The organism is Arthrobacter sp. 01T414 (genome assembly GCF_056398965.1).
The window spans coordinates 321,906-335,346 of record NZ_JBFTQK010000002.1 but is presented as its reverse complement, the minus strand read 5'-3'; the positions used below and the strand labels follow the sequence as shown (position 1 = coordinate 335,346).

At 68.4% G+C, this 13,441-nt stretch carries 11 protein-coding genes; 5 read left to right on the top strand and 6 right to left on the bottom strand.

Translation table 11 applies throughout. The features are described from left to right. Positions 1-45: 45 nt before the first annotated feature. Together pepN and AC1DK9_RS06980 are read right to left on the bottom strand one after the other, a co-directional pair. Entirely contained in the window at positions 46-2,664 is a 2,619-nt protein-coding gene (gene pepN / locus AC1DK9_RS06985; RefSeq protein ID WP_476915431.1) for an aminopeptidase N, read from the bottom strand. 74 nt (positions 2,665-2,738) lie between these two features. After that, positions 2,739-3,773, bottom strand: a complete 1,035-nt coding sequence (locus AC1DK9_RS06980; protein ID WP_476915430.1) for a YeiH family protein — start codon at positions 3,771-3,773, stop codon at positions 2,739-2,741. A 145-nt stretch (positions 3,774-3,918) separates the two neighbouring features. On the opposite strand from AC1DK9_RS06980, the gene AC1DK9_RS06975 reads away from it, so the two are divergent. The 3 genes from AC1DK9_RS06975 to AC1DK9_RS06965 are packed head-to-tail and all read left to right on the top strand — an operon-like array spanning position 3,919 to position 7,281. Further along, the gene (locus AC1DK9_RS06975; RefSeq protein WP_476915429.1) at positions 3,919-5,514 is read left to right on the top strand and encodes a circularly permuted type 2 ATP-grasp protein; all 1,596 of its coding nucleotides are present in this window, start codon (positions 3,919-3,921) and stop codon (positions 5,512-5,514) included. After that, entirely contained in the window at positions 5,507-6,433 is a 927-nt protein-coding gene (locus AC1DK9_RS06970) for an alpha-E domain-containing protein (protein WP_175323354.1), read from the top strand. Before AC1DK9_RS06975 ends, AC1DK9_RS06970 begins: the two co-directional genes overlap by 8 nt. Continuing rightward, a complete protein-coding gene (locus tag AC1DK9_RS06965) occupies positions 6,430-7,281 on the top strand; it encodes a transglutaminase family protein (protein ID WP_476915428.1) in 852 nt (283 codons plus the stop codon). Before AC1DK9_RS06970 ends, AC1DK9_RS06965 begins: the two co-directional genes overlap by 4 nt. Before the next feature lie 18 nt (positions 7,282-7,299). Here the strand turns inward: AC1DK9_RS06965 and AC1DK9_RS06960 are convergent, their stop codons facing one another. Continuing rightward, positions 7,300-7,785, bottom strand: coding sequence for a pyridoxamine 5'-phosphate oxidase family protein (locus tag AC1DK9_RS06960; RefSeq protein WP_476860707.1), 486 nt, complete (start codon positions 7,783-7,785; stop codon positions 7,300-7,302). A gap of 156 nt (positions 7,786-7,941) precedes the next feature. Between AC1DK9_RS06960 and AC1DK9_RS06955 the strand changes: the two genes are divergently transcribed. Beyond that, positions 7,942-9,639 (top strand): sensor histidine kinase, encoded by a 1,698-nt coding sequence (locus AC1DK9_RS06955; protein WP_476915427.1) that lies wholly within the window; start codon positions 7,942-7,944, stop codon positions 9,637-9,639. 37 nt (positions 9,640-9,676) lie between these two features. Here the strand turns inward: AC1DK9_RS06955 and AC1DK9_RS06950 are convergent, their stop codons facing one another. Then, complete coding sequence (locus AC1DK9_RS06950) at positions 9,677-10,411, bottom strand: response regulator (RefSeq protein ID WP_476915426.1); 735 nt, start codon at positions 10,409-10,411, stop codon at positions 9,677-9,679. Between the two features lie 366 nt (positions 10,412-10,777). Here AC1DK9_RS06950 and AC1DK9_RS06945 point away from each other — a divergent pair, with 366 nt between their 5' ends. After that, positions 10,778-11,236 (top strand): universal stress protein, encoded by a 459-nt coding sequence (locus AC1DK9_RS06945; protein ID WP_476915425.1) that lies wholly within the window; start codon positions 10,778-10,780, stop codon positions 11,234-11,236. Positions 11,237-11,293: 57 nt separating this feature from the next. On the opposite strand, the gene AC1DK9_RS06940 is transcribed toward AC1DK9_RS06945, so the two are convergent. Then, the gene (locus tag AC1DK9_RS06940) at positions 11,294-11,761 is read right to left on the bottom strand and encodes a pyridoxamine 5'-phosphate oxidase family protein (protein WP_476915424.1); all 468 of its coding nucleotides are present in this window, start codon (positions 11,759-11,761) and stop codon (positions 11,294-11,296) included. Between the two features lie 100 nt (positions 11,762-11,861). After that, complete coding sequence (locus tag AC1DK9_RS06935; RefSeq protein ID WP_476915627.1) at positions 11,862-13,349, bottom strand: SDR family NAD(P)-dependent oxidoreductase; 1,488 nt, start codon at positions 13,347-13,349, stop codon at positions 11,862-11,864. Positions 13,350-13,441: the final 92 nt, after the last annotated feature.

Below are 13,441 nucleotides of genomic sequence, written 5' to 3'. Positions count from 1 at the left end.
GAGCCGGTGGGGAGCAGTCGAACTGGGTTTCAGTCGATCTGGGTCCTAGCCGGCGGCCTGTGCCGTGAGCGCCCGCAACAATTGGCTGCGCTGTTCGATGATGATCCGTCGCAGCGCGCGGGCTGCGTCCGGATGTTCGGCGAGCCACTTATCCGTGCGGACAATCACCGGGTGCTCCTCGGGAGCCTGCGCCTGCCCGCTGTCCTGGGCCAGGTCCTGGCCTGCGGGGTACAGACCGCGGACGATCCGGCTGGCGATCTCGATGCTCCGGCCCGCCCAGACCCGCTCGAGGCACTCGAAGTAGGGTTCGACGTAGCCGGCCAGCAGGGCGGCCGGCGCGGTGTTGAATCCCGTGATGGTGGCGCTGAGCAGCTGGTTCGACAGTGCGGTGCCGTGCACGGCGGCGTCCCAGGCGGCATCTTTGACCGCAGGATCGGGCCGCGCCGCAAGGGCTGTGGCGTGCCCGGACTTGCCCGAGGCGGTGTTGTCGCGGGCCAGTTCGGCGTCCAGCTCGGCGGGGGCGGCCTGGCCGTGGGCCGCGAGGGCGTGCCAGAGGTTCCAGCGGAGCTCCGCGTCGACCGAGAGGCCCTCGATGACGGTGCTGCCGTCCAGCAGGCCGCGGACCAGCTCCAGGCGCCCGGCGTCGAAGCGGCTCGTGGCGGCAAGCGTGCGCGCCCAGGCCAGCTGCTGGTCCGAACCGGGAGCAGCACCCTCGAGTTCGGCGGCGGCCGTGGCGAGGAATCCGCTGCGGACGGCGCCCCGCCGGTCCGCAGGGACGTAGCGTTCGATTGCGGTCCCGGCGTTGCCCAGGACATTCAGCAGCACGCCGATGCCTGACTCGGCGGGGCCGAAGCGTTGTACCGCCTCCACGTAGCTGGCCGCCGGGGTCACGGCGTCCCGGGCGGAGTCCCACAGCGCGGTCCAGCACAGGGCCCGTGCCATCGGATCGCTGATCGTTCCCAGCGAGCTGCGCACCGTGGCCTCGGAGTGCGGATCCAGCCGGACCTTGGCGTAACTGAGGTCCTCGTCATTGACCAGCAGCAGCGCCGGGCGTGCCTTGCCGGCGAGCTGGCCCACCAGGGTGCGTTCGCCGTCGACGTCGGTCTCCACGCTCTCGGTGCGGACCAGCGCGCCGGTGGCGTCGTGATTGTAGAGGCCGATCCGCAGCCGGTGCGGCCGCGGCTCCTGCCGGCCGGTGATCGGATCTACGGCGTGCTGCAGCAGGGACGCGGTGCCCAGGACGCCGTCGTGCTCCTCGATCTCGGAGCTGAGGGTGGAAATGCCGGACGTCTGCAGCCACTGCCGTGCCCAGGTGCCGAGATCCCGGCCGGAGGCGGCACTGAGCGCGGCCAGCAGGTCCTCCAGCGTGGTGTTGCCGTAGGCGTGGTCACGGAAGTACTGGCGGGAGCCGGCGATGAACGCGTCGAAGCCCACATAGGCGACGAGTTGCTTGAGCACCGAGGCGCCTTTGGCGTAGGTGATGCCGTCGAAGTTCTGCTTGGCGGCTTCAAGGTCCGGGATGTCCGCGACAATCGGGTGCGTGGTGGGCAGCTGGTCCTGGACGTAGGCCCAGGCCTTGCGGTTGTTGGCGAAGTTCACCCAGGCGGTCTCCCAGTCCGTCGTGCGGTCCACGCCGAGGGTTCCCATGTAGTCCGCGAAGGATTCCTTCAGCCACAGATCGTCCCACCACCGCATCGTGACGAGGTCCCCGAACCACATGTGCGCCATCTCGTGCAGCAGTGTGTTGGCGCGGCCCTGGTACTGCGAGTCGGCCGCCCGGGAGGTGAAGACGTAGCTCTCCGTGAACGTCACGAGGCCGGGGTTCTCCATCGCGCCGAGGTTGTACTCGGGCACGAAGGCCTGCTCGTACTTCCCCCACGGATACGGGTAGTCGAAGAGTTCGTTGAAGAAGTCCAGGCCGTTCCTGGTGAGCCGGAAGAGTTCCGCTGCGTCAAATGACGGCGCCATCGAGGCACGGCAGTAGAGGGCCAGCGGCACGTCCAGCTGGGTCCCGTCCGCGAGGGTCCCGTGCCAGGCGTCTTCGGCCTTGAAATAGGGTCCGGCCAGCACCGTGGTGATGTAGGTCGACATCGGCTTGGTGGGGGCGAAGTCCCAGCGGCTGGTCGCCGGATCGCTGGTCAGCTGGGTGCGGAGGGTTTCGACGCCGTTCGAGGAGACCTGCCACCCGGACGGGGCCATCACGTGGAAGGTGAACTCGGCCTTGAGGTCCGGCTGCTCGAAGTTCGCGAACACGCGCCGCGCGTCGGCGGGTTCGTATTGGGTGTAGAGGTAGCACTGGCCGTCCGCCGGATCGAAGAACCGGTGCATGCCCTCGCCGGAGGTGCTGAACAGGGCGGTGCCGGTGACCGCGACTTGGTTTTCGGCCTGAAGATCGTCCAGCCGGATCCGGGAACCGTCCACCACCTCCTCCAGCGGCAGGCCCTTGCCGTTGAGGAAGACGCTGTGCACGCTGCTGCCGATGAAGTCCAGGAAGGTGGAGGTGCCGGGTTCGCTGGCGGAGAAGGTGATCACGCTTCGGCTGGTGTAGCCCGCGACCTTGGCGTCGGCGGCCTGCCGGACGTCAAGGGACACATCGTAGCTGTGGGTGGTGATCAGGGCTGAGCGGGCGGCCGCTTCGTCACGGCGCAGGTTCTGGTTCGACACTCCGCTATCTAATCACGACCGGTACCGCGGTACAGCTGTCTTCAGGCCCTGTTTGGCCCTGTCAGGCGCCGGATTCAGCGGCCAGGGATGAGGATGACGGCGGCGGCGAGGCCCAGCGCGGCGATCAGCAGCCACGACGCCAGGGCGGCCAGCAGGGCACGGGTCCCGGTCCGCAGCAGGTGCCGCACCCGGACGGCCGAGCCCAGCCCGAACAACGCCATGCCCAGCAGCACATCCTGCAGCAATGCGGCCGCCCCAAGAACTTCGGGGGAGAGCCAGCCACTGGAGCGCAGAGCCGCCATGGCGATGAACCCCAGCACGAACAGAGGGACGACCGGCGGGAGCTTCCCGCCGTCGTCGGACCCGATCCGGTGGTGGATCCCTGCTGCGGCGACCATGGGCGCGAGCAGCAGTACACGCGTGAGTTTGACGATGACGGCGACGGCGAGCGCCGACGCGCCCGCGGTCTGGGCGGTGGCGACCACCTGGCCGACGTCGTGCACAGAGGCGCCCGTCCAGGCCCCGAAAGTTTCCGGGCCCAGGCCCAGCGGTCCGATCAGGAGCGGCAGGACGCCGATGGCCAGCGTGCCGCAGAGCGTGACCAGCGCGATCGGCAGCACCGTGTCGGGCTGCCGGATGCGGCGCACGGCGGCCATCGCGCCGATCGCGGAGGCGCCGCAGATGGCAAACCCGGTCGCGATCAACAGGGGCACCTGCGGCGGCAGCCGGAACAGCCGGCCGATGCCGTAGGTGCCGGCGAAGGCGGCCAGTACCACCCCGGTGATCAGCAGCAGCGCCGGCCAGCCCAGGCCCAGCACATCCATCACGCTGACCTTGAGTCCCAGCACCACGATGCCGCTGCGCATCAGGTGCTTGCCGGCAAAGTCGAGCCCGGGCCGGCCGGATCCGGCGGTCCAGCCGGAGGCGCCCGGCAGGTTCGCGGCCAGCAGCCCCAGCACGACTGCCACCGTCATGGCAGGCAACGAGGGCAACAGCAGGTGGACGGCAAGGGCGACGGCGACGGCGGCGGTGCAGGCGAGCAGGCCGGGCAAAAGCGGCGCTAGCCGGCCGGGGCGCCGCTGCGGGAGGGCGGGACGGGTAAGAGGCACGCCTCCCACTTTGCCGTATCTTCGGGGCATGCATCGGAGCGCAACACGGAACCGCTGCAAACCCCGGGCGCCGGCGTGAGCCGCAACACGCCCTGCGGGTTACGTCGAAATGATTTCGTAACGAAAAGGTGGTTGGCTAGTGGGCATGTCTGACCTTTTCCAGGATTACTCCGAGGCCGCCGGCCGCAGCGGCGCCTACGACGAGATGTTCACCCCGGACCAGCAGGCCCGGCGCTCCTACGGGCAGGTGGCCGGGGCGCTGCAGGAGCTTTCGCTGGCCGACGTCACCGCCCGTGCGGATTCCATGGCGCGGACCTTCCTGGACCGTGGCGTGACCTTCGACTTCGCGGGCGAGGAGCGGCCCTTCCCGCTGGACATTGTGCCCCGGGTTATCCCGGCGGACGAGTGGTCCGTCCTGGAACGCGGCGTGGCCCAGCGCGTCCGGGCGCTTGAGGCCTTCCTCAACGATGTGTACGACAAAATGACGGTCGTTGCCGACGGCGTAATCCCGCGGCAGCTCGTCACCACCAGCGCCCACTTCCACCGCCAGGTGCACGGCTTCGAACCGGCCGGCGGTGTCCGCGTGCACATTTCCGGCATTGACGTCGTCCGCGACGCTGCCGGCACGTTCCGCGTCCTGGAAGACAACGTGCGCGTCCCGTCCGGGGTCAGCTACGTCCTGGAGAACCGCCGCGCCATGGCCAAGGGCCTGCCGGAGGCGTTCGGCCAGCAGCTCATTCGCCCGGTGGAGGAATACCCGCGCCGGCTGCTGTCCGCGCTGCGCAGGACGGCCCCGTCCGGCGTCGACGACCCGACCGTGGTTGTCCTGACCCCCGGCGTGTTCAACAGCGCCTACTTCGAGCACACCCTGCTGGCCGGCCTGATGGGCGTTGAACTGGTCGAGGGCCGTGACCTGATCTGCCGCGGCAACCGCGTTTACATGCGCACCACCGCCGGCGAGCAGCGCGTAGACGTGATCTACAAGCGGATCGACGACGAGTTCCTGGACCCGCTGCAGTTCCGCTCCGACTCCATGCTCGGCTGCCCCGGGCTGGTCAACGCCGCCCGCGCCGGCGGCGTCACCATCGCCAACGCCGTGGGTAACGGCGTCGCGGACGACAAACTGGTCTACAGCTACGTGCCGGACCTGATCCGGTACTACCTCAGCGAGGAACCCGTCATCGCCAACGTTGACACTTTCCGGCTCGAGGAGAAGGAAGCCCGCGAGCACGTGCTGGACCGACTCGACGAGCTGGTGGTCAAGCCGGTGGACGGTTCCGGCGGCAAGGGCCTCGTGATCGGACCGGACGCGTCCAAGGACGAGCTCGACGCCCTGCGCAAGCGCATCATCGCCGACCCGCGCGGCTGGATCGCGCAGCCGGTGCTGCAGCTCTCCACCGTGCCGACGCTCAGCGGCGACAAGTTCGGCCCGCGGCACGTGGACCTGCGCCCGTTCGCGGTGAACGACGGCGACGACGTCTGGGTGCTGCCCGGCGGCCTCACCCGGGTGGCGCTCAAGGAGGGGTCGCTGATTGTGAACTCCAGCCAGGGCGGCGGCTCGAAGGACACCTGGGTGCTGGCTGATTCCCCGCAGGTCCCGGTGGAGGCCATCCCGCGGCCGGCGATCACGGTCCGTGAGCGGGTCTCGGTCTGGCCGGTGGAGAGCAACTGGCGCGACAGCCAGAAAGAGCAGCAACAGCAGCAGATGTCCGAGGCGCAGGAGGTAGCCGCGAATGCTTAGCCGTATTGCCGAGTCACTGTTTTGGATCGGCCGCTACGTTGAACGTGCCGACGGCACCGCCCGGATTCTCGATGTCCACCTCGAACGGCTGAACCACCTGCCGATGGAGGAACAGCGCAGCGTGGCGCAGGAGCTCCTCGCCGTCATGGGTGCCCGGCCGCAGTCGGAGGATTTCGGCCTGGACGAGCTGCTGCACGCCCTGGCCTACGACAAGCACAGCGCTACCTCGATCGCCGGCTCCCTGGGCGCGGCACGTGAGAACGCTCGGCGTGCCCGCGAAACCGTATCCTCGGGACTCTGGGAGAGCCTGAACACCACCTACTACGGCTTGAACCAGCACCGCAAGGACGTGGTGGGCACCTACCGCTTCTGCAACTGGGTGCTGGAACGCACCGCGATGGTCAGCGGCCTCGCCGACACCACGGTCAGCCACGACGAAAGCTGGCTGTTCCTGGTCCTGGGACGCTCGCTGGAGCGGGCCGACATGACCGCGCGCATGCTCTCCACCCGGGACGTGCTCTCCGCCGGGATGTCCTGGGTGAACATGCTCCGCTGCGCCGGCGCCTACGAATCCTTTTTACGCACCCGGCGGGCCGCCTTCGGCGACCAGCACGCTGCCGAGTTCCTGCTGCTGGACCGGCTCTTCCCGCGGTCCATTGTCTATGCCCTGCGCGACGCCGACGATTGCCTCGCCAAGCTCGACCCCTCGGCCCAGCGCGTCGGCTTCATCAATGACGCCCGCCGGATCGTTGGCCAGGCCCGGACCTTCCTGGAGTTCCACCGCACCGACGACCTGATGTCCGAACTGCCGGAGCACATGGAGCGCGTGCAGAAGGCCGTTTCGCAGGCCTCGGACGCCATTTCCCGTAAGTACTTCAATCAGGCAGACGAACTGGCCTGGGTGGGAGAAGTTTCATGACCCGGCTCAGCATTACCCACAGGACCGCGTACAAGTACAACAAGCGAGTCACCCTCTCCTACAACGAGGCGCGGATGACGCCGCTGACGGACCCGCAGCAGGTGGTGCTGGAGTCCTCGATGAAGGTCTCGCCGTCGCAGGCCGCGCTCAGCAGCTACCGCGACTACTGGGGAACCCGCGTAACCGCGTTCGACATGCAGATGCCGCACGACCACCTCGAGGTCCTTGCCACCACCACGGTGGAGGTCCACCGCGTCGAGCGGGTCCCGGCAGAGGCGGACATCGTGGGCTGGGATGTGCTGGCCTCTCCGGAGACCCTCAACCGGTTCAGCGACTGGATCCCGCAGTCGCAGCTGACCGGTCCCGGCGACGAGGTCCTCGCGATCGTCCCCGGCGTCGTCGAGGGCCGCAACCCGCACGAGGCCGCGATGGCGGTCTTCGAATGGATGCGCGGGGAGATGAGCTACATGAAGGGCTCCACCGGCGTCACCACCAACGCCGAGGAAGCCTGGACGCAGCGGCAGGGTGTCTGCCAGGACCTTGCCCACCTCGCAATCGGAGCGCTGCGCAGCTGCGGGATCCCGGCCCGGTACGTGTCCGGCTACCTGCACCCGCGGTCGACGGCGGACCTCGGCGAGACCGTCGCCGGGCAGTCACACGCCTGGCTGGAATGGTGGGACGGCGAATGGCGCAGCTGGGACCCGACCAACCACAAGCCTGCCGGGGACTTCCACGTGACCGTGGCCCGGGGCCGCGACTACCGCGACGTGCCGCCGCTCAAGGGCATCCTGTCCGGCGGCGGAGGGTCGGCCTTGTCCGTGACGGTGGAGATCACCCGGCTGGCCTGACGCGCCCCCGGCCGGTTCCTATTCGAAACCGGAGCGGGTGGCATCGTCGAGCGGGGTCCACCACGTCAGCGGCGGCACGATCTTGAACCGCCGGCCGGTGAGCGAATCCGGTGTGATCCGGACGAAGTGGTCTTTCTTGCCGGCCTGCCACGGGAACAGCAGCAGACCCACCGTGTCCAGGATCTCCTCCTGGTTCTTGACCGCGGCGGCCTGGCCCTTGACGACCACGCTCCAGGCGATGCCCCTGTCCGCATCGACGCCGTCGGCCTCCACCGCTACCGCCGTGTCGCCGGTCGCGGCCTGCAGCTTCGTGCCTTCCGCGGTGCGGAAGACGAGGGTTCCGTGGTCCACCTTGTAATTGATCGGAAAGATGTCTGGATGGTCATCCACCCACACGGCCATTCGGCCCACTGTGACGCTGCGCAAGAGCCGCCAGCACTCGTGGCTGTCCAGATTTTCGACGTCGTGGGGCTGGCCTGCTGCCGGTTTCGGATCGGTGCTCATGGCGCCGAGCCTACGTCAGCCGGGGAGGACCGGGCTAGGGCATAACGGCCCGGCGGCGTAATAATCCGCCAATTCCGTGGGTCTGATCGGAACGTATCAGGGTATTCTGGCAACACGTCATCGGCGCGGATGGACGTGGTGAGTATCGGGGGACTGATGGAATCTGTCGATGAGGGCCGGGAGACTATCGGCTCCGGCACTACGAAAGTAGAAGACCTGCTCAAGGACTTCGTTTCTCACGGCGGTGAGCTGTTGCAGTCCCGCGAGCGGATGGCCGGACTGCTCGAAGCAGTCGTCGCCCTCGCCGAAGACCTCAGCCTCGACGCCGTCCTGGAACGGGTGGTGCAGTCGGCCTGCCACCTCTTGCGTGCCCGCTACGGGGCGTTGGGCGTCATGGGCGACAACCGGGCCCTGAGCCATTTCATCACCGTCGGCATTGACGAGGAGCTCGCCGCCAAGATCGGTTTGGTGCCCTCCGGCAAGGGCGTGCTCGGCGTGCTGGTCACCACCCCCCAGCCGCTGCGGCTGCACGACCTCGGCCGGCACCCGGAAGCCGTGGGATTCCCCGAACACCACCCGCCCATGCGGTCCTTTCTTGGCGTTCCCATCCGGGTCCGCGACACCGTCTTCGGAAACCTGTACCTGACGCAGAAAGAGGGCGGAGGGGACTTCAGCGATGAGGACGAGGAACTCGCGATGGCGCTGGCCGCGGCCGCTGGGGTCGCGATTGAGAACGCCAAGATGTACGACGACTCACGGCGCCGCGCGCGCTGGCTGGAGGCGTGCATGGATGTCGCGGGGCTGATGCTCGGCGATGACCGGGACTACACGGTGAGCGGGCTCGATCCCATCGCAGCCCGGGCACTGCGGGAGTCCGAGTCCCAGCTGGCGCTGATTGTCGCCCCTGATGCGTCCGGGCCAGGCTACATTGTGGCGGGTGCTGCGGGGGAGCGGGCGAGGGAGCTCTCCGGGAAGCCGTTGGCGCTCGATTCGCCGGAACTGAGGGAAGTGTTTTCCGGTGGCGAACCGACCATTGTGGAGGATTCCGCCGCCGTGCTGGAGTGCACCGAGTGCGGCCCGATGGGACCGTTGCTCGCCGTCGCGCTGAGCACCCAGGGCGCGCACCACGGCCTCCTGCTCCTGGCCCGCGGCCCGAACGGCCGCCGTTACGCCCGCACCGACATCGAGATGGGCGCGGTCTTCGGCTCGCACGTGGCCCTGGCCCTGGAACTCGCCCGTGTGCATCGGCTGCGCGAAGAACTCCTCGTCTTCACGGACCGGGACCGGATCGCCCGGGACCTGCACGACCTCGTCATCCAGCGGCTCTTCGCCGCCGGGCTGAGTGTCCAGAGCCTGACCCGGTTCACCAAGGACGAGCTGGCGACCGAACGGATCCGCAACATCACTGGCGAATTGGACGAGGCGATCCGCAGCCTGCGGGACACGATCTACTCGCTCCGGAGCAGCAGCGGAGAAACCGAGCTGCTCAGCGGCAGGATCCGGCGCGTGACCCGGAGTTCGGCCAAGTCCATGCCCTTCACCCCGCGGCTGACACTGACCGGCCCGGTGGATGCCGTCACGCCGGACAAGGCGGACAACGTGGTGGCCGTGGTTTCGGAAGGCCTCAGCAATGCGATCCGGCACTCCGGCGCTGACGCGATCTCGGTGTCCGTGGCCGTCGTGAAAGGCCAGGTCACGGTCGTCATCACGGACAACGGCTCCGGCTTCGACGACAGCCAGGAACGCAACGGCCTGGCCAACCTGGAAGACCGTGCGCGGATGCTGGACGGCGAATGCACCATCACGACGGCGCCGGACGCCGGCACCAGCGTGGAATGGTCCGTCCCGCTCTGAGCGGCACCGCACCGGAACGGCGCGGCCGGCACCGTTCTCAGTGGATGCTGTGCTGCCGCCCGGCCTCGGTCGCTGAACCGTTCGCAGGCGTCCCCGCGCCGGCTGGGCTGGCAATGAAGACCGCCGCCTGGGTGCGTCGCTCGAAGCCCAACTTGGCCAGCAGGGACGAAACGTAGTTCTTGACCGTCTTTTCGGCCAAGAACATCTCAGCCGCGATCTGGCGGTTCGTGAGTCCGCCGCCAACCAGTTCCAGCACCCTGCGTTCCTGCGGCGTAAGGGAGGCCGTGCGCGGATCCACTTCTTCGGGTTCGACCAGGCTCTCGACGATCCCGGCGGCCACGCCGTCCTCGAAGAGGGATTCGCCGGCGGCGGCACGGCGCAGCGCACCGATCAGGTCGGTGCCGCCGATCTCCTTCAGGACGTAGCCCGAGGCTCCGGCGAGAACGGCGCCGCGCAGGGCCTGCTCGTCGTCGAAACTGGTGAGGATGATGCAATTCAGTGAAGGATCGACGGAGCGTACGTCCCGGCAGACCTCAATCCCGGTGCCGTCGGGCAGCCGGGCATCCAGGACACAGACATCCGGATGCAGTGCCGGTATCCGGCGGGTGGCTTCCACGGCGGAGCCTGAGCTGCCGACCACAAGGAAGCCCTCGCCCTCCAGCAGCTCCTGCAGGCCGCGGCGGACCAGCTCGTGGTCGTCGAGGATGAACACACGGATGACAGCCGGATGGCCCTCGGTTGCGGCGAGACCGGCATCTGCCCAGGCAATCATGTTTCTCCTGTCAGGGCGCCGCTGCCGCTTCGCGTTCCACGGAGCTCCCCAGCTCGCGTCGCAGGGATGCAGCAGACCACGCCCGTCCATCTTGTGCGGAACCCTGGTTGCTGGTTCCTGAATTGTGGTGGAGTCGTACTTTCTATTGTGGCCTCCGGCGGCCTGCAAATGGTGCGGGACCCGAATATTTCTTCGCCGTGCACAGAGCAAGTCTGCGGCCGCCCGGGGTCCCGGGCAAGGGCCGTTCGGCCTACGGCGCCGGGCCGGCCGGGCCGCCGCCGCCGTGACTTTCGGCCCTAGCCGACGGACCCGGGCGCCGGAATCCTTGGAGCTACTGCCACGGGGGCACCACGAAAGGGACCAGCCATGAGCGACGCTACGGGCATCCGGACCATCCTGGTTGGAGTCGACGGATCGGACGCCTCGGTGGAGGCCCTCCGCCAGGCGCAGCGGCTGGCCCTCCCGCTGTCGGCGAACCTGGTGGCGATGGCCTGCTGGGACGTTCCTCCGGTCTACGACGGCTACGTCGCCATGGGCATCAACGACTTTGACGTCCGCGCCGGGGAGATCCTGCAAGAGACCGTAGTGAAGGCCTTCGGCGAAACCACCCCCGCCAATGTGGAAACACGGCTGGTGCAGGGGCACCCGCGCCGGATGTTGCTTGAGGAGAGCCAGAACGCGGACCTGCTGGTGCTGGGCAGGCGCGGGCACGGCGGCTTCGGCGGCCTGCTGCTCGGCTCCGTCAGTTCGGCCCTCGTGGCCCACGCGCACTGCCCAGTGATGGTGGTGCACGCGCCGGCAAAGCACCAGCCGGCGAAGCACTAGCCGGCACAGCGTCAGCGGGGCCGACAGGGTTTAGGCGGCGGTTACGGACCGCCGCGACTACTCGAAGGAGGCACGCCTCGGGTCTGCCAGCCGGGTGTGCCACACATCCGGGTTGTTGACCTTGAAGCGGCGCCCGGTCAGGGCCTTCGGTGCCAGCCGGACGTAGTAGTTTTTTTCGCCGGGTTGCCACGGCTCGAGGAGCAGCTCGTCCACCGCATCCTTGTCCGCTTGGTCCTCAATCAGCTGGGCCTCGCCCCGGGCGACGACGCTCCAGGCGGTCTGCTCGTGGGCGTCATAGCCGTCGATTTCGAAGGCCACCGGCTTGGCCGTGATGGCGCCCCACAGCTTGGTGCCGCCAGCGGTGCGGAACACGATCGAGCGGCGCTGCAGGACGAAGTTCACCGGGAACACCTCCGGGTGGCCGTCCACGATCAGCGCGATCCGCCCGACCACTTCGCTGTCGAGCAGCACCCAGCACTGGTCGATGGAGAGCTGGAAATTTGGCGGAGGCGTCGTCGTAGTCACAGCTCCACGTTACGGACGGGCCCCGAGGCCCATTAGGGCCATAAGGCCCGTGGCGCAGCCGCGTAAGCGCCGCTACCGGGTCAGGGCCCGCCGTCGAGGGTTACCAGGGGCTTGGTTTGTAGTCCTTGAGGAACACACCGTACTGGTCCTCGCCCGATTCGCCCATGACGATCGGGTCGTAGACCCGCGCCGCACCGTCGACCAGGTCCAGCGGGGCGTGGAAGCCTTCCTCCATCAGCCGGACCTTTGTGTAGTGCGGCCGCTCGTCGGTGATCCAGCCGGTGTCGACGGCGGTCATCAGGATGCCGTCGGACTCCAGCATTTCCTTGGCGCTGGTGCGCGTCATCATGTTCAGCGCGGCCTTGGCCATGTTGGTGTGCGGGTGCCCGGGTCCCTTGTAGGCGCGGGAGAACTGGCCTTCCATGGCGCTGACGTTCACGATGTACTTCCGCCGTGCCGTGGAACGCTTCATCGCCCCGCGCAGCCGGCTCACCAGCAGGAACGGCGCCGTGACGTTGCATAGCTGCACCTCGAGCATCTCCAGGGGATCCACCTCGTCCACCACCTGGGTCCAGCTGTTGATGGTGGCGAGGTCCGGGACCAGGCCGCCGGCGTCGATCGCGGTGCCCGAAGCGATCCGCTCCAGCGATGCCGAGCCGGTCGAGAGCGCCAGTGAGGTGATGGCGTCGCCGGCCAGGACCGGGTGGTCCAGGACCGAGCTTGCCAGGGCCAGCGGGTGCTTGTCGTGGGCGTGGCCGAACGTGACCAGTTCTGGTCCGCCGTTGGCCGCCTGCAGCTCCGCCGGCAACGGCTCGTCCTCGGCGTCGACCAGTGGCTTGTAGGCGTTTCCGGAGCGCCGCACCGTCTGGGCGGCGTTGTTGATGATGATGTCCAGCGGCCCCGCGGCGTCCAGTGAATCCGTCAGGGCCATGACCTGGGAGGGGTCGCGCAGGTCGATGCCCACGATCCGCAGCCGGTGCAGCCAGTCGGCACTGTCTTCCATCGCGGCGAAGCGCCGGGCGGCGTCCTTTGGGAAGCGGGTGGTGATCGTCGTGTGGGCGCCGTCGCGGAGCAGCCGCAGGGCGATGTACATGCCGATCTTGGCCCGGCCGCCGGTCAACAGGGCGCGCCGGCCGCTCAGGTCCGTCCGCGCATCGCGCTTGCTGTGGCTGAAGAGTGCACACTCCGGGCAGAGCTGGTGGTAGAACGCATCCACCTGGGTGTAGTGCTGCTTGCAGATGTAGCAGGGCCGGGACCTGATTAGGTGGCCGGCGACCTCCCCGGTGGCCGAGGTGGCCAGCTTGTTGCCGCGGGTCTCGTCGTCAATCCGGTCCGGCGCAGCCGTCGCGGTCTGGGCGATGACGGCGCGGTCTGCCTCGGCGATCAGGTCTCGCTTGGTGACCCGGCGGTGCCGCTTGACCGCCTTGAACATCTTGCCGGTCGCGCGGCGGACCGAGACGTAGTCCGGGTGCTCCTCGTCGTAGACGTGGATGCTGTTCAGCACCTTGAGGCAGGCCGCGATCTCGGCGGAGGTAAGTTCGGCTGGCGCCGGGGCGGGGTCGGCTGCCGCCGGCTCGGCAGCGGCCATCGGATCGGAGRCCGGCACGGGGGGCAGATCGGAGGAGCTCATTGGGCCAATTTTACAGCCCGGCCAGGGCCCGTCCGAACATCAGCCTGCGC